This window comes from Niveispirillum sp. FG156 (assembly GCF_057809555.1).
Genome location: NZ_JBMDKE010000005.1, coordinates 31497 through 51043 on the forward strand (window position 1 = coordinate 31497; position 19547 = coordinate 51043).

The 19547-nt window shown below is 62.2% G+C and carries 15 protein-coding genes; 8 read left to right on the plus strand and 7 right to left on the minus strand.

Features of this window, described 5'->3' with window-relative positions:
* Positions 1-13: 13 nt before the first annotated feature.
* The gene (gene rhaM / locus ACODSP_RS04490) at positions 14-328 is read right to left on the minus strand and encodes an L-rhamnose mutarotase (protein WP_488964430.1); all 315 of its coding nucleotides are present in this window, start codon (positions 326-328) and stop codon (positions 14-16) included.
* Positions 329-1035: 707 nt separating this feature from the next.
* On the opposite strand from rhaM, the gene ACODSP_RS04495 reads away from it, so the two are divergent.
* The gene (locus ACODSP_RS04495; protein ID WP_488964431.1) at positions 1036-3954 is read left to right on the plus strand and encodes a TonB-dependent receptor; all 2919 of its coding nucleotides are present in this window, start codon (positions 1036-1038) and stop codon (positions 3952-3954) included.
* A gap of 69 nt (positions 3955-4023) precedes the next feature.
* Here the strand turns inward: ACODSP_RS04495 and ACODSP_RS04500 are convergent, their stop codons facing one another.
* The 3 genes from ACODSP_RS04500 to ACODSP_RS04510 form a co-directional block, all read right to left on the minus strand.
* On the minus strand, positions 4024-4725 hold the full coding sequence (locus ACODSP_RS04500) for an RES family NAD+ phosphorylase (protein ID WP_488964432.1): 702 nt from the start codon (positions 4723-4725) through the stop codon (positions 4024-4026).
* Positions 4722-5111 carry an antitoxin Xre-like helix-turn-helix domain-containing protein gene (locus ACODSP_RS04505; protein ID WP_488964433.1) on the minus strand — a complete coding sequence of 130 codons (390 nt, stop codon included), beginning with the start codon at positions 5109-5111 and terminating at the stop codon, positions 4722-4724. Before ACODSP_RS04505 ends, ACODSP_RS04500 begins: the two co-directional genes overlap by 4 nt.
* Before the next feature lie 64 nt (positions 5112-5175).
* Positions 5176-7074: a rhamnogalacturonan lyase gene (locus ACODSP_RS04510; protein WP_488964434.1), complete on the minus strand. Its 1899-nt coding sequence runs from the start codon at positions 7072-7074 to the stop codon at positions 5176-5178.
* A 266-nt stretch (positions 7075-7340) separates the two neighbouring features.
* Between ACODSP_RS04510 and ACODSP_RS04515 the strand changes: the two genes are divergently transcribed.
* Together ACODSP_RS04515 and ACODSP_RS04520 are read left to right on the plus strand one after the other, a co-directional pair.
* A complete protein-coding gene (locus ACODSP_RS04515) occupies positions 7341-10019 on the plus strand; it encodes an exo-rhamnogalacturonan lyase family protein (RefSeq protein ID WP_488964435.1) in 2679 nt (892 codons plus the stop codon).
* Positions 10020-10258: 239 nt separating this feature from the next.
* Positions 10259-11479: a hypothetical protein gene (locus ACODSP_RS04520; protein ID WP_488964436.1), complete on the plus strand. Its 1221-nt coding sequence runs from the start codon at positions 10259-10261 to the stop codon at positions 11477-11479.
* A gap of 22 nt (positions 11480-11501) precedes the next feature.
* On the opposite strand, the gene ACODSP_RS04525 is transcribed toward ACODSP_RS04520, so the two are convergent.
* Entirely contained in the window at positions 11502-12350 is an 849-nt protein-coding gene (locus ACODSP_RS04525; protein ID WP_488964437.1) for an alpha/beta hydrolase, read from the minus strand.
* Complete coding sequence (locus ACODSP_RS04530; RefSeq protein ID WP_488964438.1) at positions 12347-13042, minus strand: hypothetical protein; 696 nt, start codon at positions 13040-13042, stop codon at positions 12347-12349. The genes ACODSP_RS04525 and ACODSP_RS04530 overlap by 4 nt, the downstream gene beginning before the upstream one ends.
* Before the next feature lie 678 nt (positions 13043-13720).
* On the opposite strand from ACODSP_RS04530, the gene ACODSP_RS04535 reads away from it, so the two are divergent.
* From ACODSP_RS04535 to ACODSP_RS04545, 3 genes are all read left to right on the plus strand, one after another.
* Positions 13721-15031 (plus strand): CmpA/NrtA family ABC transporter substrate-binding protein, encoded by a 1311-nt coding sequence (locus ACODSP_RS04535; protein WP_488964439.1) that lies wholly within the window; start codon positions 13721-13723, stop codon positions 15029-15031.
* A 20-nt stretch (positions 15032-15051) separates the two neighbouring features.
* On the plus strand, positions 15052-15924 hold the full coding sequence (gene ntrB / locus ACODSP_RS04540; protein WP_488964440.1) for a nitrate ABC transporter permease: 873 nt from the start codon (positions 15052-15054) through the stop codon (positions 15922-15924).
* 163 nt (positions 15925-16087) lie between these two features.
* The gene (locus ACODSP_RS04545; RefSeq protein ID WP_488964441.1) at positions 16088-16885 is read left to right on the plus strand and encodes an ABC transporter ATP-binding protein; all 798 of its coding nucleotides are present in this window, start codon (positions 16088-16090) and stop codon (positions 16883-16885) included.
* On the opposite strand, the gene ACODSP_RS04550 is transcribed toward ACODSP_RS04545, so the two are convergent.
* Positions 16886-17377 (minus strand): DUF1579 domain-containing protein, encoded by a 492-nt coding sequence (locus ACODSP_RS04550; RefSeq protein WP_488964442.1) that lies wholly within the window; start codon positions 17375-17377, stop codon positions 16886-16888.
* A gap of 178 nt (positions 17378-17555) precedes the next feature.
* On the opposite strand from ACODSP_RS04550, the gene ACODSP_RS04555 reads away from it, so the two are divergent.
* Positions 17556-18185, plus strand: a complete 630-nt coding sequence (locus tag ACODSP_RS04555) for a flavin reductase family protein (RefSeq protein ID WP_488964443.1) — start codon at positions 17556-17558, stop codon at positions 18183-18185.
* A gap of 84 nt (positions 18186-18269) precedes the next feature.
* Positions 18270-19463 (plus strand): class I SAM-dependent methyltransferase, encoded by a 1194-nt coding sequence (locus ACODSP_RS04560; protein WP_488964444.1) that lies wholly within the window; start codon positions 18270-18272, stop codon positions 19461-19463.
* The last annotated feature ends 84 nt before the right edge of the window (positions 19464-19547 follow it).

Consider the following 19547-nt stretch of genomic DNA (forward strand, 5'->3'; position numbering starts at 1 on the left):
CGGGGCGCCTCGATCACGGGAAATAGAACATGCTGGGCAACGGCACCTGCACGGGGCTGTTGTCCGGGTTCACATCCATGATGTCGGCCATATAATCCCACCAGCGGCGCATGACGGGCAGTTTGGGCAATTCGTCGGCCTTGTTGTCTTGCGTCAGCCGCAGGACCGCGAACAGGGAAAGGCTCTCCTCATCGAGGAAAATGGAGTAATCATAGATACCGGCATCGCGCAGCGCGTCGGCCAGATCCGGCCAGAGCACGTCATGGCGGCGCTTGTACTCGGCCACATGTCCGGGCTTCAGTTTCATGCGGAACGCAATGGGCGTCATTGATCCACTCCCTTGCCAATGGTGCGGCCCCTTCTGCGGGGCTCTCGTCAAATGTCATACAATTTAGTCATACAATGTGGATCAACATCACACAATATGAGATTTTTTTCGCAGCCACATTTTGGTGTCGGCCTGGATGATCGCCACCCCATTGCCGCCTACGAAAATCATCGACAGCGCACAATCCCATTATGTGACTTCATGTTCTGCAATGTGAAAAATTTTCTTGCTTCCAGGCCCGCCATCACGCATGGTCAGGGCGAAAGCTGACGCCGTCCAGTTTCCGAAATCGGATGGGGCCCTTTCAATAGATTACGTCCTTCCCGGCCCGTGGACACCCCCGCCGTGCCAGGGCCGGGAAAGACGTCACAGGACCGGCCGGCGCCCCCGCCGCCCGGTATCCAAACCCCGTCCGAACTGACGGGCGCCTTGGATACGCAGGTGATCTTTCACCTTGCTTCCCTCCTATAGCTACCCGGTCGGGCCCGTCCCGACCGGGGCTTTTCTCTCAATATCTGAAACAGTTTGACAAAAATTTGGGAGCGAATTTCACAATACGCTTTCATATGTCATGATTTGGTATTATATTATTTTTGGGACAACGTTCCATATGTTGGAATCGCGCCAACCAATGGCGCAAGACGCAACAAAAACACCCTGGCCGCCCCATCAGATTGGCGGCCCGCCTTGTGGGGAGGAGTTGAGAGATGAAGTATGTGAAGAGCCGCACGGCGCGGTCGGGGAAACTGCTGGCCAGCGCTGGTTTCGGCTTGTTGATGACAGCGGTTTCCATGCCCGCCCTGGCGCAGACTGCCCCGGCTGAGACGGTTGAACTGGAAGAGATCATCGTTGTCGGCACCCGCGCCTCCTTGCAGTCGGCCATCGACCGCAAGAAGAAAGCCAGCACGGTCGTCGACAGCCTGGTTGCCGAAGATGTGGCCCAGTTCCCGGACAAGAATGTCGGCGAAGCCCTGCAGCGTATCACCGGCGTTCAGCTTTCCCGCTCCTTCGGCGAGGGTGAGTCCGTCTCCATCCGTGGTGTCGAGCCGGATCTGAACCGCGTTGAAATCAATGGCGTTTCCGTTCTGGGCAGCGCCGGCACAGGCTCGCGCGGGTCCGATCTGCGCGACATGGCGTCAGAACTGATCAAGTCCATCGACGTGTTCAAGGGCTATACTGCCGACATGACCGAAGGCGGCGTCGGCGGTACCGTGTCGGTGCAGACGCGCCGGCCCCTGGAACTGAAGAAGACGCTGTTCGCCGTCACGGCGGCGGGTCAGTATCTGGACCTGGAAAAGAATGTCACCCCGCGCGGGAACCTGACCTATGGCGACAAGTTCCTGGACGACCGTTTCGGCGTGCTGGTGAACGTCACCTATGACGATGTCGAAACCCGAGGCGATTTCCTGCGCAACACCGAATGGGTGGCGCTGGCCGATTACGACAATTCGCCCAACAAGACCCGCAATGTGGCCGGTTTTGAGAGTGTGGCCACCAAGGCCGCCTGCGCCAGCCAGAGCACGGCCGCCAACCGCACCAGCTGTGAATCGCAATGGTACGATATGTCGCCGCGCATTCCGCGTTACGGCATCTGGCAGCGCGAGGACAAGCGCGTCACGGCGATGACCACGCTGCAGTATCAGGTCACGGACGAACTGGATGTCTATACCGACATCAACTGGAACCAGCGTGACCAGTTCCTGACCGACTATAACTATACGGTCGATCTGACGGCGGCGTCGCGCATCAATCCGGTCGGCGTGTCGGTGGATGAGAACCACAATGTCATCGGTCTGACCACCGCCGCCACAGCGCCGACAGTCACCACCGGTGCCGGCCGCATCTTCGGGTCGCAGATGCGCGGCTTCGACTACAAGCTGAAGTCCCACTATTACACGGGCGGCTTCAACTGGAACCATGATGCGCTGCGGATGAACGGGTTCTATACCTCGTCCGAATCCACGATGCGCAGCAACACCAACTCCGCCGCGATCAGCGCAACGGTGCCGGGCATCCGTGTCGATATCGCCGATAACGGCATCCCGTCCTTCACCTTCCCGACAGGTTTCGACCCCAGCAACCCGGAAACCTATCGCAGCGGCGGCGCCGAGGTTCAGTACCGTCCCGAAGAAGTCGACGTGACCGAGGATTCGGCCAAGTTCGACATTGATTACGACCTGGACCGCTGGTTCCTGACCACGCTGGAGACCGGTGTTCAGTGGCGTGAGACGGGGTCGCTTCGCTATGCCGGTGGCGGTTATACCGCGCCGGGCGGTGTCGCCATTCCGACCGCCAATGTCACCAGCACCGTGTCGCTGGGTACGGCCACCAATGGCCTGATCTGGACGCCGCAGCGTCTGGTCGATTTCGTCCGGGCCACCGCCAGCCTGACGCCGCAGAACTTCTTTAGCGGCTTCGGCGGCAATACCGGCAATATCCCCAAGGGTTGGATGGCGCCGAACGTTGCCGCCATCGGCGACTGGTTCGATATCTCCAACTTCAACCATGACCGGGTCCGCAGCGCCAACGGCATCGATCAGATCCCGGCCCATGACCTGACCGAAACCATCAAGGCCGGTTATGTGAAGGCCAACTATGCCTTCGACCTGGGCGACATGCCTGTGGACGGCAATTTTGGCGTACGTGTGGTGGAGACGCAGGTCGATGCCGTCGGCGCCCTGGCCAAGACCCGCCGCTTCACCAACAGTGCCGGCGTGATCACAACGGAAACCATCGGCTCCACCGCCGTGGCCGTGAAGGAAAAGTACACCGACACGCTGCCGGCCTTTAATATCTCGCTCGGCCTGATCCCGGATGAGGTCATTGCCCGCCTGGGCTATGCCAAGGTTATGGCGCGTCCGAAGCCGACCGACCTGATCGCATCGTCGGGCAATCCGAACTGCGTGATCGATGAGACGAACGACACGCAGGCCGATGTCTGCACCTTCGGCAACCCGAACCTGGACCCGTACCGCGCCGACCAGTACGACGCCAACCTGTCCTGGTTCATGAATGCCGACACGCTGCTGAGCGCTGCCTATTTCTACAAGGATGTGAAGAGCTTCATTCTGGCCCGCACCCTGGTGCGCGGTGTGGATGTGTTCAAGGATGGCACGCTGTACGACGTGAATATGCCGATCAATGGCAGTGGTGCCAAGATCAACGGCCTGGAACTGTCGGCACAGACGGCCTTCACCTTCCTGCCCTCGCCCTTTGACGGGCTGGGTGCCAGCGTGAATTACACCTACTCCAAGGCCAAGAATGTCGGCCTGTTCAACTCGCTGACCGGTGAGGAACTGCCCTTCCCCGGCCTGTCGACGCACAGCTACAACCTGATCGCCTATTACGACAAGGATGGCATCAATATCCGCGTCGCCTATAATGGCCGTACCAAGTGGCTGCAGGCCGCCTCCGAACGCTCGGGCAATCCGGTGTTCCGCGATGGTACCGGCTATCTGGATGCCAAGGCCACCTATCGTCTCGGCGACACGGGCGTGTCCTTCTTCATCGAAGGCAAGAACCTGACCGGCGAAAGCGAGCGCACGACGTCGGGCGACGATATCCGCCTGGGCGAGCTGGCCTATTCCGGCAAGCGCTTCTATAGCGGCGTATCCTACAAGTACTGATCGCTACAGTGATCTTGAAAGGCTCCGCTGCCGGCACGGTGGCGGGGCCTTTTTCTTGTGCCCAGGGTCCTATGCTACGGTCACACCCTCAACGCCATAATCCGGCGTGCCGTCCCACAGGATGTCCCAACTGGCCCCCGGTCGCACATTCTGAACCGCACCGGGTTCAAAGGCGACAAGGCAGCGTTCGCCCGGCTGGCGAACCGACGGATAGATCAGTCCCCGGTGTCCCTGAAGCCGCAGTGACAAGGCCAGGGTCTGTCCCTCCGGATAGCCCACCGCCGGATCGGGCGTCAGGGCGGGATGGCCCGGCTCATCCGTAATGTCGGGAAAGTCCCCGATGAAATCGGCCAGCAGTTCCACATACCGGGCCCGGTCGCGGTAAATGCCGATGAAACCCAGTTCGCGGGTACGATGGAACGCCACCTCCGCGATGGAGGTCAGCGTCAGCCAGCTGCAATACCACGCCCCCCGTCCTTCATCATTGAAGCGGTTGCCGCCAGCACGGGTGTAGCTGAAGGCCGCATTCACATGGCTCTGTCCATAGAGGGTGAGATCATGGCGACGCCGGGTCCAGGCCAGTTCCCGGCGATCGAGATGCAGATTGCGTCCGCGTTCCGCGATCAGACGATTACTGGTCAGCCCCTCGATCTCCGCCAGGACCGCCATCTCGGCATCGCTATCCACCAGCCCGCGCAGGCTGGGCGGCTTGTGATAGGTGGCGGGAACCAGACGGACCAGAGCGCGGTCGCTGATCGACGCGATCCTCACATCCCCCCCCGCAGCGCATCCAGATAGGCGCGCACGCGCAGGAATTGCGGCAACCCATCCTCCACCATCGTATCGATGGGCCGGGCGCCGGCGAATAACGGCCCCTGATTGGGCAGGCTGGGCCAGCGCCGGGCAATCTCCCCCTCGAAGTAAAGGGATAGCGCCTTGTAGATGCCGATCACGGCACTGAACCGCAGCAACTGATCATGGGTCAGGTCGGGCACATATCCCGGCCGACGCGCCCGCTTCCAGGTGCTCTCCGACATGTCGGCCAGGGCCGCCGCCTCCGCCAGGGTCAGGGCCCATTCCTGCACAATACGGCCAAAGGCCTTCAACGCGATGGCGCTGCGGCTTTCGGCATGCTGTTGCGGCAAGGCAATGCCCATTATCCCCTCCTGACGATAGAGGGATGATGGGATCATATGGACTTTATTTCAAGTCCAAACGGACTTATTTTCCTGACATCTTCATGCCGGTGCCCAGGAAGTAGCTGGTGTGCGGCGGCTGGTTGTAGGCCACGTTCTGCCACGCCACACCCAGCCGATAGACCGGGTCCTGCATCAGGGTCACCAGACGATACTCCGTGGGGAACGGCGTGGTGTAGATGTGCAGGGCCCGGTTATCCTTGGTCCGCCAGATCACCTCTTCCCGCCAGTCGCCGATGATATCGGCGGACAGGGCCGGCGTGGCCTTGGTGCCATTGTTGGAGGAAACGTCGGGTGGCGACAGAAGCGGCACCGCCTCCCCCTTCTGCCAGTCCCATTTCAGGACCTGTTCCTTGTCCAGCAGTTCGCGCGACAGGTCGCCATCCCACCAGACGCCGAAATTCACCTGTTTGGGGTGATTGGCGGCGATGACCGTCCCTTGCGCGCTGTAGAGATAGGGCGAATTGCTGGCCCAGGCCTCCGCCCCCGGTGAGCGCGGGTCGATATCCATGGCGACACCCCGGCCCGTATCCTTGTCGGTTGGCGTGGACCACAGGACCTTACCCGTGGCGGCGTCCAGCATGGCAGCGCCGATGCCGCCATTGCGTGACGGCACCTCGTGCACACCGAACTTTTCCAGGCCGGGGCGCAGCGGGTCCAGGTCGCTGACATGCATGGTGTCACCATGCAGCAGGCCCGCCGACCACAGGCCCTTGCCGTCATCATCCAGGGCCATGGAGCCATAGATGATCTCATCCTTGCCGTCACCATCGACATCGGCCACCGACAGCTGATGATTGCCCTGTCCGCCATAGGCCTCGTTCCCTGGCGCGGCGCTGTCAAACTGCCAGCGCGGGGTCAGTTTGCCATCGCGCCAGTCCCAGGCGGCCAGGGTTGTGCGGGTATAATAACCGCGCGCCATCACGATGCTGGGCAGCTTACCATCTAGATAGGCAACCCCGGCCAGGAACCGGTCGGACCGGTTGGCATAGCCATCACCCCAGACGGCCTGCAACTGATCGGGCGTGGGGTCATTGGTGTCGGGATGGCGGGCGGGCCAATAGGGGGCGCTGGCCAGGGCCTTGCCCGTCAGACCGTCAAATACCGTCAGATATTCCGGCCCCTTCATGATGCGGCCCTGCACACGCGCCACCTTGCGCCCGTCAGGCGTAGTGGTAGCACCGGTACGGTCGGCCTGCGGCACCTCCCCATCATGGGATCGCCAGTCGGCATTGGCATCGCCCAGCACGGCGCCGGCGCCATCCACCGTCCCATCACTGGTCCGTACCGCCAGTTCCGCCTTGCCGTCCCCGTCGAAATCCATCACCAGGAACTGGGTATAATGCGCACCCGCCCGGATATTGCGGCCCAGATCGATACGCCACAGCCGCGTGCCATCCAGCTTGTAGGCATCCAGGAACACCGGGCCGGTATAGCCGCCAAAGGCATTATCCTTGGAATTGCTGGGGTCCCATTTCAGGACAATCTCATACTGCCCGTCACCATCCAGATCGCCGACACTGGCGTCATTGGCGTTGTAGCTATAGGCCTCCCCCGCCGGGGTGACGCCATCGGCGGGCGGTTGCAACGGGATCGACAGGTAACCATCGCGCCAAACCTGGGCCGTGGCCCCCGTGGCTGCTCCCGCCAGCCGCACCTCATAACGGGCCGTGCCATCGGCGCCTTTATCCAGGAAACTGGTGGCCTGGGTCAGCGGTTTGGTGTTCAGCTTCCTGCCATCGCGGTACAGGTCAAAGCCGATGCCGGTGGGGTCTGTATCCAGCAGGCGCCAGCCGACCAGCACGCCACCATCGGCGGCCACCGCCACCAGACCACGGTCCAGCTTCTCCATCTGCCGTGCCGTTGCGGGCGTTGCGGCAATACCGCACAGCAGGGCCGAGATGAGCCATTTCCGGGTTGCCATGTTTCCTCCCTGAACCGGTTTGATCTTACCTTACCCATATTCATATGATATTTGAATTCCAATATTAAGGATGCTGTATCACATTGTGGTAGAATCTCTTCCATTTCGTCATCCCGGCGAAAGCCGGGACCCAGAGCCGCAGTCACTACCGTTGATGCTGCCTTGATTGAGGCTTGGCGGAAAGGTCGGGCAAGCGGCCCCTGGGTCCCGGCTTTCGCCGGGATGACGAGTGGGGTTATAGACAACAAATCGGGAAGGAAACGACGATGGACATGCCTAGCTTCAACCGGCGGCAATTCATGCAGGCAACGGCGCTGACGGCCCTTGCCAGCGGTGGGGCCGGCATAGCAGCACAGGCCAAACCATCGGCGCCCGACACGCCCGTCGGCTGGATCGACGGTGCGGCCCCTGCCCGCCACCTGGGCCAGACCTGGGGCGTTCCGTGGCCACAGGGCCTGTATAAGCCGGCACAGCGCTTCCGCCTGACCGATGGGTCGGGGGCGGCGGTGCCGGTGCAATCCTGGCCGCTGGCTACCTGGCCCGACGGATCGCTGAAATGGTCGGCGCACAGTATCGGGGCGGGGGCCAGTCCCGCCGGTCTGACCCTGTCCGCCGGCAAGGCCACAGAACCGGCGCAGCCCGTGAAGGTCAGCGAAGGGGCCGACGCCATCACCGTCACCGCCGGCCCCCGGCAATGGCGTATTCCCCTACGTGGCGACCGCCTGATCGACATCGCCACTGTTGATGGCCGCACGGTTCTGCGCGACCTGCGCCTTGTCTGCCTGTCACAGGATCAGCCCGACCTGACAGAGGCGGAAACCGTCAGCCAGCGCCGCTCCATCGGCACCGTCACCGCCGTCACGGTGGAACAGCGGGGACCGGTGCGGGCGGTGGTGAAGCTGGAAGGGGCGCATCGCAACGGGGAGCGTTCCTGGCTGCCCTTCACTATCCGGCTTTACTTCCATGCCGGGGCGGAATCCGTCCGTATCCTGCATTCCTTCATCTTCGATGGGGATGAGAACAGGGATTTCATCCGGGGCCTGGGCGTCACCGCCACCGTGCCGATGTCCGACGCGCCGCACGACCGGCATGTGCGCTTCACGGGCGAAGGTGACGGGCTGTGGGCGGAGGCGATCCGCCCCCTGACGGGCCTGCGCCGTGATCCGGGCAAGGATTACCGTCAGGCACAGATCGATGGCCGCGCCATCCCGGCCTTGTCCGGCATGGCGGAAACAGTGTCAAAGCGTCTGGACTTGATCCCGACCTGGGGCGATTTCACCCTATCACAGGCCAATGCTGATGGCTTTGCCATCCGTAAACGCACCAAGCCCGGCCATGGCTGGATCGACGCACAGGCGGGCCGCCGCGCCGGGGGTCTGGCCTATATCGGTGGTGCGGCGGGTGGTGCCGCCCTGGCCATGGCGGATTTCTGGAAGCGCCATCCGGCCCGCCTGGATGTGCGAAACGCGGCGACCGAAACGGCGGAACTGACCGCCTGGCTCTGGTCGCCGGATGCCCCTGCCATGGATCTGCGCTTCTATCATGACGGGCTGGGCATCAAGACCCATCCCCAGGAACGCGAAGCCCTAGAAATCACGTACGAGGATTATGAGGAAGGCTGGGGCCGGCCCTATGGCATCGCCCGCACCACCGAACTGCATCTCTGGTCCCTGCCGGCTACGCCGGCCCGCGACTGGTTCACCCAAACCGCCGCCATCCTGGCCGCCCCCCCGCGCCTGATGGTGCCGCCGGCCCGGCTGCGTTCCGTACCCATCTTCGGTGACTGGGATCTGGTCAGCCGCAGCAATCCCGCCCGCAACCGGATCGAGGATCAGGCCGATTTCCTGCTGAACCTCTATCGCGATCAGGTGGAACAGCGGCGCTGGTACGGGTTTTGGAACTATGGCGATGTCATGCATTCCTATGACAGCGACCGTCATGAATGGCGCTATGACATTGGCGGCTATGCTTGGGCCAATTCCGAACTCTCCCCCGATCTCTGGCTCTGGTACAGCTTCTTGCGCACGGGCCGGGCGGACGTGTTCCGGTTGGCCGAGGCGATGACCCGGCACACGGGCGAGGTCGATGTCTGCCATATCGGCCCCTACAAGAGCTTTGGCACCCGCCACGGAGTGCAGCATTGGGCCGACAGTTCCAAACAGCCGCGCGTGTCCAACTCAGCATATCGCCGCATCTACTACTACCTGACCGCTGATGAACGGGTGGGTGACCTGATGCGCGATCTGGTGGACAGCGACCGGACGCTGGCAAATGTCGATATCAGCCGCAAGCTGCCCGACCCTACCCCGCCCGGCGTGATCGAGGCCGGGTTCGGCACCACCTGGTCCTCCCTGCTGGCCGCGTGGCTGACAGAGTGGGAAAGGACGGGCGACAAGCGCTGGCGTGACCGCATCACCAACGGCATGCGCACCATCGCGGCCCTGAAATACCGCTGGATGGCCGGCGGCGCGCCCTATGATGCGGATACGGGCAAGTTCTCCGGTCCCGGCGACAAGATCAGCGTCTCCCACCTGTCCGCCGTGTTCGGCGCGGTGGAGGTGCATGCAGAACTGCTGGCCCTGCTGGATGTGCCGGAATACCGCGCCGCCTGGCTGGAATATTGCACGTTCTACAACGCCCCGGCGGCGGAGTTCCGGGCAAAGTTCGGTCAGGATGCGAAGGGGCGCGGCCTGCGTCTGGCCCATTCCCGCCTGACCGCCTATGCCGCGCATCAGTTGAAAGACCCGAAACTGGCCGCCCGCGCCTGGGCGGAGTTCGCCGATAAGGGCGAGCAGATTGCCGGCACCCGCACCCATATTGCCGGTAACGCCGTCCTGAACCCCGTGGATGAGGTGGCGGGCATGTCCACCAACGGCGTCTCGCAATGGGGCTTGGCCGCCTATCAGAACCTGGCCCTGATCGGGGATGCGCTGCCGGTGGAGTGATCAGCAATGAGGCGCCCAAAAATCATGCGGCACTGCACCATAAATGGGCGCAGCTTTATGACAGTTTGAGGAAAACAGCGCTTCGCATCTGCGGCACGAAACTTGCGTTAACCATCTGGCGGGGACCAATGGCGGTTCCCCTTCATAGGGCCGGTCCGCCGGTCCCGCCGGACAATGGCGTCTGAACATCTGGGTGACCCCCGGATCGTTTAGGCGCCTTTTTTTATTTGGAGCCTCAGATGACGCTGCAGAAAAATGCGCGCACCCTGTCCTTGATCCTGTCCCTTCCCCTGCTGGCACAGCCGGCCCTGGCCGGTGATGCCGCCAGCCTGCTGAAGGATGGCAAGTTCATCCTGGATTTCCGCTACCGTCTGGAAGATGTCGATCAGGCGGGTCTGGCACAGGATGCCCATGCCCAGACCGCCCGCGCCCGCACCGGCTTTCAGACCGGCAAGATCAACGGCTTCTCCCTGCTGGCAGAGGCGGAAACCATCGCCCATATCAGTAGTGCCTTCAACGATGGCCTGAACGGCAAAACCCGTCGCCCCCTGGTCGCTGACCCGGAAGGCATGGAGTTGAACCGCCTGCAGGTGGATTATACCGGCATCACCAAGACCGCCATCACGCTGGGCCGTCAGCGTCTGAACCTGGATAACCAGCGTTTCATCGGCGCTGTCGGCTTCCGTCAGAATGAACAGACGCTGGATGCCCTGAAAATCACCACCCAGGCCATCGACAAGCTGGACCTGACCTATGCCTATGTGGCACAGGTCAACCGCGTCTTCGGCCATAAAAGCCCACAGGGCGAGTTTGAAGGCGACAGCCACCTGTTCAATGCCGGCCTGACCCTGTCGCCCGCCGCCAAGGTGACCGGCTATGCCTATCTGCTGGACCTGGAGGAACAGCCGCTTCTGTCCACGGCAACCTATGGCGGGCGGGTATCCGGCAAGTACATTCTGGACAAGGTCACCCTGACCTATGCCGCTGAATACGCCCACCAGACCGATTACCAGTCCAACCCCCGCAACCTGTCGCTGGACTATGCCGGCCTGGAACTGACCGCCACCTATGGCGGCCTGTCATTCGGCGGTGGCTATGAAAGCCTGGAGGGCGACGGGGTGCGCGGCTTTGCGACACCATTGGCCACCCTGCACAAGTTTCAGGGCTATGCCGACGTGTTCCTGACCACACCAGCCAATGGCATCAACGATGCCTATGGCCGTATCGGTTACGAAACAAAGCTGGCAACAGGCCCCATCACCGGTCTTTCCGCCGCCCTCTGGTATCATGATTTCGAAGCCGAAAGGATCGACCGTTCCTATGGAAGCGAGATTGATGTGGAGGCGGCGGTGAAGCTGGGGCCCAAGGTGACCGTCAGCGCTAAATATGCCGATTATGACGGCGACGGCGCCTTCCCCGACCGTCGGAAATTCTGGCTGGCCTTTGAATATTCCTACTGATGCGATCAGAAAGTGGTTCCGATTACGGCGGCCAGTTCGAGGGCTGGGCGCCGTGACGGAAACAATAACCTATGAAGTCCGCAGGACGATGCCATTGCGTACTGGATGTGGCTGCGGGCGACGATGACGGCAGATAGTCTCCATGGTCATAGAGGTAGCGCTTGGGGATCGGCGCTGAGTGGAGATGCGGCGCACTTATATGCTTGGGTCCCTTGAAACCCAATGCACCGGTAAACGGATCATCACTGTCGCCCAGGAACAAGTCAGACACCAGGTCGCCCGCCGGATAAGCCAGCTTCAGAACATGATCGAACCGGGATGACAGGACCATCACCGCCTCAGCCCCGTCACGCGCCTGCGCATACTGGGCGTCCAGGCAATCCCAATCCACAGCAGCTGCGGTCAAGCAGACGCTACGCGGTTTGCGTGGCAGGTTCAAACCCGCCACAGCCTGCAGGATCAACCGGCCACCAAGACTGTGCGATGCCAAGGACAGGCTGTTCGCCTTCCTTAGATGCTGATTGCAATATTCCGCCAGCAGGTCACCGCACCGAACGGCATCTTCAGCCTCGGCAGGATAGTTGATGACCGGCAACCAATAATCGCCAGGCCAGAGGATGCCGACGAAGAGTTCATTCTCCACAGGCTGCAAATATGCCTCCAGACGGGAGAGGCATCGGACCCCCTCAACCCGTGAGACATTGAAACCATGGGCAACCAACAGAACGTCCCTGCCCTCAACTCCGGCAATTGCATCATGTGGGGAGACCTTCGTCAGGGCGTCCCCTGTACTTGCATCACCGACCATCATCTGCGGTTTAACAACATCCCCGCCGACACCCTGTGAGCGGAAGTTTAGGAACCAGGTCATGGCGCCCGTCCCTTCACCTTTGACAAAGCCGAGGCGGCGGCCTGAAGGCTTGAGGCCACATCTTTCGCGATCGGGGCCAGCGGTATTGCCAACAGCCCAACAAGTAGAGCCAATGCCGCGTCCTTGCTGACGAAATAGGCAAGCGCGCCCACCGCATCTTCTCCTTGCAGGAGGTAGCCCCCCCACAGGGCCAGAACGATGGCAACAATCGACGCACATAGTTTGGACATGTTGCGGTAGGCCTGATCGGCCTGTTCGAAAGCCGCATCAATCTTGGCATCGGCAAGCGCATCCAGGCGCCCAAGCAAATCCTGCTGCTGCTGGGTCAGCGGTTGTCCACTGGCCATGTTAGCGGCCGCCTCAGTGAGCGTATTGCCATCAATATTCAGCGCTGCAGCCAGTTTTGCCGCCGTCGATGCGTTGATGCTAAGCCGGATCAACGTACGGGTTATCGCCTTTTGTTCAGCCTTCGGCTTACCGTTGATCCAGTTGCTGCGCAGCAGATTTTGCCAATTATCGACCGTCTGATCCAAAGCCGGTGCAAAAGGCTTCAAGGCGGTCCGAATATGTTTGAAACCGACAAGACTGATGCCACCTGATATCGCCTTGGAAGCATCAACAAGGCCAAAAGCTGCCGTACCCAGCGCGCCTACGGCCAGTACAACTTCGGCCGCTCCATTAATGCCGTCCATTTCTTTCCCCTGGAATTGCCTGACAAAAGGCAGTGTTTGGAACGGCCATGGCGGCCCAGACCTCAGCGATCAGGCACTCAGGCCATTTTCTACCTAGAACGCATAAAAGTCATATTTCTATAAACTGTTTACTATAGGCCGGACGATTGTTTTGTTCGCATGAAAAATTAAAAATACACGCACTTATTGCATACATGCGGAACTGAGAAATGCAAATTGAGATACCAACCGAGCAACGAGGACAGAAGGGATGGTTGGCACTGCCGCACCAGCGCCAAAAAATCACCCGCCCCCGCATTTGCACAAATCCGCGCCACCAACTTCTGCAACTTGAACGTTTTCTTTGCACAGGCTGGCCGCCACCATCACCCGGCAACCAAAATCCATCAGCCACAGGCTTGATAAACAACAATTAAACAATTGCCTTTCGCGACATCGGCACTTGGCATGCTTCTCGCAAAAGCCTTCTCGCACTCGCGGCATGAAGGTGACGATGCCTTTTCTCCGGGCCGGTAACGCTCCGGGGCCGCGGTGCCGAAATTGCGGTTCCGACGCTGGGATCGCCTGGAGCAACGGCGCTCCGATGACAGACATGGGCCATTGGCCTCTGCTGATCGTCGGAGCGCCTTTTTTATTTTCAGCCCGGCCCCAAGGCCGGAACAGGGGAGCCCGCGTATCATGAGCCAGACCGACAAGCCTTCCGCCGGCCTGACCCGCCGTTCGCTCTTGACCCGGACGGCGCAGGCCGCCGGTGCCGCAGCCATTCTGACCGCCGCCCGCACTGCCCTGCCCGGCGGTGCCGCCTGGGCCGCCGCCGCACCGGAAGTCACGGGTGCCACGCTGGGCTTCATCGCCCTGACCGACAGCGCGCCGCTGATCGTGGCAAAGGTGAAGGGGCTGTTCGCCAAATATGGCATGCCCGACGTGAACGTCGTTAAGCAGGCCAGTTGGGGCACGACGCGCGACAATCTGGAACTCGGTGGCGGGGCCGGCGGGATTGACGGCGCCCATATCCTGACGCCCATGCCCTATCTGATGTCCACGGGCAAGGTGACGAAGAACAACCAGCCGCTGCCCATGGCCATCCTGGCGCGGCTGAACACCAACGGCCAATGCATCTCCGTCGCCAACCGGTACAAGGAGATGGGCATCACCACCAAGGCCAAGGGCCTGAAGGAATCCTTCGCCAAGCAGAAGGCCGAGGGCAAGGAGGTGAAATGCGCCGTCACCTTCCCCGGCGGCACGCATGATCTGTGGATGCGCTACTGGCTGGCGTCCAACGGCATCGACCCGGACAAGGATGTCTCCACCATCGTCGTCCCGCCGCCGCAGATGGTGGCCAATATGAAGGTCGACACGATGGAGGCCTTCTGTGTCGGCGAACCCTGGAACGCGCAGCTGGTGAACCAGGGCATCGGCTTCACGGCCCTGACCACCGGTGAGCTTTGGCACGACCACCCGGAAAAGAGCTTCGCCATGCGCGCCGACTGGGTGGAAAAGAACCCGAACGCCGCCAAGGCCCTGCTGACCGCCATCATCGAGGCACAGATCTGGTGCGACAAGGCGGAGAACAAGGAGGAAATGTGCCAGATCGTTTCTGGCCGTGAATGGTTCAAGGTGCCGGTGGAGGATATTCTGGGCCGCGCCACCGGCACCATCGATTATGGCGACGGGCGCGTCGTGAAGAACAGCCCGGAGATCATGAAATACTGGGCCAACCACGCCTCCTACCCGTTCCAAAGCCATGATCTCTGGTTCCTGACGGAGGATCAGCGCTGGGGCTATTTGCCGGGCGATCTGGACACCAAGGCCCTGATCGCCAAGGTCAACCGCCAGGACCTGTGGCGCGACGCCGCCAAGGTCGCGGGCGCCGCCGACCTGCCCGCCGGCACCTCTCGCGGTATCGAGAAATTCTTCGATGGCCGCAGCTTCGATCCCGCCAACCCGGCGGCCTATCTCGCATCGCACGACATCAAGCGTATCGCCTGAGTTGGGGGAGGAAATAAACCATGTCGACGATCAGCGAGAATGGCCCCGTGGCGCGGGTGCAGGGTGGCGGCGGGCTTTCCGCCCTTGCCGCCACCCTGCAAACCGTCCTGATGCGGGCACGTCAGAAACTCTTGGACCTGTTGCCGCTGCTGCTGGCGCTGGTCACCCTGCTGGGTATCTGGGAGGTGGCCTGCCACGGGGCCGGTTCCTCCCTGCCGCCACCGTCGCGGGTGGTCAGCGATACCTGGCAATTGATCATCGATCCGTTCTTTGACAATGGCGGCGTGGATAAGGGCCTGTTCTGGCATCTGACCGCCAGTTTGAAGCGGGTGGCCGTGGGCTTTGCCCTGTCATCGGTGACGGGCATCGCGCTGGGCGTGTTGATCGGGCAATCCAGCCTGGCCTATCGCGGGCTGGACCCGATCTTCCAGGTGCTGCGCACGGTGCCGCCACTGGCCTGGCTGCCCATCTCGCTGGCCGCCTTCCGGCAGGCGGACCCGTCGGCCATTTTCGTGATCTTCATCACCTCTATCTGGCCCATCATTCTGAATACCGCCGTCGGTGTGCGGCAGATCCCCCAGGATTACCGCAATGTCGCCCGCGTGCTGCGCCTGTCGCCGCTGGAATTCTTTTTCCGCATCATGCTGCCCTCCTCCGTGCCGTTCATCTTTACGGGCTTGAAGATCGGCATCGGCCTGTCCTGGCTGGCCATCGTGGCGGCGGAGATGCTGATCGGCGGGGTCGGTATCGGCTTCTTCATCTGGGATGCCTGGAACAGCTCACTGATGAGCGAGATCATCCTGGCGCTGGTCTATGTCGGGCTGGTCGGCTTCATCCTGGACCGCATCATCACCGTGATCGGCAACCGCATCGCTGGCCGCAAGGTTAGCTGACGCCCTCGTCATCCCGGCGAAAGCCGGGACCCAGGGCCAAGCGCCAGCCGATCCGGCCCTTTATCAAGTGCAGCGTCAACGTTTGTCGTGTTGCCCCTGGGTCCCGGCTTTCGCCGGGATGACGAGGAAGGGGGGCAGCGATCGGAAACAAGGACCATCTCCCATGACCCATCCCTACCTTTCACTTGAAAATGTCGGCATGGATTTCACGGTGGCAGGCCGCACCTTCCATGCCGTGACGGACGTGAACCTCGCCATTGAACGCGGCCAGTATGTCTCCATCATCGGCCATTCCGGGTGCGGCAAGTCCACGCTTTTGAACATCGTCGCGGGCCTGACGCGGGCCAGCAAGGGCGGCGTCATCCTGGACGGGCAGGAGGTGAACAGCCCCGGCCCCGACCGGGCCGTGGTGTTCCAGAACCATTCCCTGCTGCCCTGGCTGACGGCGTATCAGAATGTGCGCCTCGCCGTGGACAAGGTGTTCGGTTCTGCCAAGTCAGCGGCGGAACGCCATGACTGGACCCTGCACAACTTGCGTCTGGTCCATATGGACCATGCCGTGGACAAGCGCCCGGATGAGCTGTCGGGCGGCATGAAGCAGCGCGTGGGCATCGCCCGCGCGCTGGCCATGGAACCCAAGGTTTTGCTGATGGATGAACCGTTCGGGGCCCTGGACGCCCTGACCCGCGCGCACCTGCAGGACACGGTCATGGAAATCCAGACCCGCCTGAACAGCACTATCATCATGATCACCCATGATGTGGATGAGGCGGTTCTGCTGTCCGACCGTATCGTGATGATGACCAACGGCCCGTCCGCCACGATCGGGGAGGTGCTGGAGGTTGACCTGCCCCGCCCGCGCCGCCGCCTGGACCTGTCGGATGATGCCCGCTATGTCGGCTATCGGGCATCGGTCCTGCGGTTCCTTTACGAACGGCACGCCAAGCCGGAAGCGGCCTGATCAACCCACCCGCTCAAACCGCATGTACCAGTTCACCTCCCAGGTCTCTCCCCCGTCGGGGGAGAAGGCTTGTTCCCAGCGGGCACTGGTGGGGGTGATGTGGGACCAGATGAAGCGCACCTTGATGGGCCTTCCGTCCAGCGTGTCATCGGCCAGGAAGGTGCCCACCCCGTCCTGGAACCGGCCCTGCATGGGTGCGCCGACCTCGCCATGGCGTCCATCGAACCACCAGATGTTCCACAGCCCCGTCCGGGGGCTGATCCGGCGAAAGGTGGCGGCGCGGTAGGTGCCGCTGGGATCATGCAGGATATTGTCGTCGCAATTGCCCAAGCCTGCCATCACCTCCCGCGCCTCACAGGTGCCGGTGAATTCCTGCCAATCGGTAGACCCGACCAGCCGTCCGTTCAGCTTGCGGTGCTGCACATGCCATTTGCCATTCAGAAAGGCGAAGTCGCCCTGTCCGGTTCCTGTGGGGATAACTGTATCGGTCATGATCGGGTTCCTTTGTTGAACTGCTCCCCTTGTACAGGCCGATACCTGACAGACTATGTCAGGTATTTTCCGCGCTTACGAAAAACATGGCCCCTGGGTTGCGTGCCCGCCCCCTTGCCGTGCTGCGGGGGCTGGTCCTAACTGACGGGTAAGATTGGCCTTTCAAGGACCCTGCCCCATGCGCTTTGACCTGCGCGCCCTGCCGCCATCGGCGCGGTACAAGATCATGACCGCTACCATCACCCCGCGTCCCATCGCCTGGGTGACGTCCGTGTCCGCCGATAGCGTGCGTAATGCCGCACCGTTCAGCTTTTTCAACATGGTGGGCGATGACCCGCCCCTGCTGGCGCTGGGGCTGATGCACCGACCCGACGGGCGATTGAAGGATACGGCAGCCAATATCCTGGCCACCGCCGAATTCACGGTGAACCTTGTGTCTGAGGATGACGCCCAGCGCATGAACCGCTGTTCCGCCGACGCCCCGCCGGAGGTGGACGAACTGGCCTATGCCGGGATTGAGACCGCTCCCGCCAGCGTGATCGCCGCCCCCTTGATCGCCAGCGCACCCGCCAGTTTCGAATGCCGCCGCCACAGCGTGATCGAAACCGGCCCGCGCCAGACCCTGATCCTGGGCGAGGTGCTTGTGGCGCATGTGGCCGACCGGTTCGTTCTGGATGCCGACAGCCAGCATCTGGACACACCCGCCATGAAGCTGATCGGGCGCACCCATGGCCGCGGCTGGTATGTGCGCAATGGCGACACGATGCAGATGGACCGCCCCGCCTATGATCCCAACTGGCGGCCATAGCGTGTGAATAGCACTGGTCGCGGGCGCGGACGGGCGCATAGGATGCGGCCCCTTTCCCGCCCACGATGATTGATTGCGTTTGCCATGGCCAGCCCCCTTGCCCCCGCCCTTGCCGAAATCCGCGCCCTGCTGCTGAATGGGGACCGGCTGGTGCGCGCCGTGGCCAGCGGGCGCATGCGCAACATAACCCCGCCCTGGCGGCGGGTGGAGCTGCGACCTGTGGCGTTGAAGGCCGGCGCGCATCTACAGACCGTCGCCTATGATGACCGGCAGGCCCATACCAGCAACGCCGCCTTTGGCCCCGCCGCCGAACAGGCCGTAGACGCGCTGCTGGCCCTGGGGCTTGGCAATTGGCATGTGGAGACGCTGGACGCCACGGTGCAACTGCGCATCACCAAGAAGGGGGAGGCGATGATCAGCCGTACGGCAGCGGCAGCACCCACGGAACGCGCGCTGGACCATGACCGCGCCAAGCCGCGCCTTCTGGACCCCGCCGATCCCTTCTGGCGCGCGGTCGGCATTGCTGATGCCGAGGGTCGGATCAAGCCAACACGGCAGGACAAGTACCGGCAGGTGGAGGAATTCATCCGCGCCCTGGATGCCGTGCTGAAGGGGGCGGACCTGCCCGAAGACCGCCCGCTGCGCGTGGTCGATCTGGGCTGCGGCAATGCCTATCTGACCTTCGCGGCCTATCGCTTCCTGTCGCGTGTGCGGGGGCTGGCCGTGGAATTCACGGGCGTGGATACCAAACGTCAGGCGCGTGAACGCAATACCGAACTGGCACAGAGCCTGGGCTGGGACGGGTTGCGCTTCATGGAAGGAACGATTGCCGAGGCGCCGGTGGACGGTGCCGATATCGTGCTGGCCCTGCATGCCTGCGACACGGCCACCGACGATGCCCTGGCCCGGGCCGTTACATGGGGCGCCAAGTATGTGCTGGCTGCACCCTGCTGCCACCATGACCTGCAAAAGCAGCTGCGCGCCGGGGAGCCGCCCGCCGCCTATGGTCTGCTGACCCGGCACGGCATCCTGCGCGAACGCTTCGCCGATGTCATGACCGACGCCCTACGCGCCAGCCTGATGCGGCAGGCCGGATACCGGACGGAAATTATCGAGTTCGTCCCCTCCGAACACACCCCCCGCAACACCCTGCTGCGCGCCGTCCATACGGGCGCGAAAGCAGACGCAAAGGTGATCGAGGAATACCGGACGCTGGTGGCCGAATGGTGTGTGACGCCGAAACTGTCGGTGCTGCTGGGAGCGGATGCAGGGTTCTAGAGTTTGTCAGAGTCAACTCGCGCGATGAGTGTTGAGAAAGCCCAACCCGATTCCATCAAAACCTGACAGACTCTCAAATCTGAA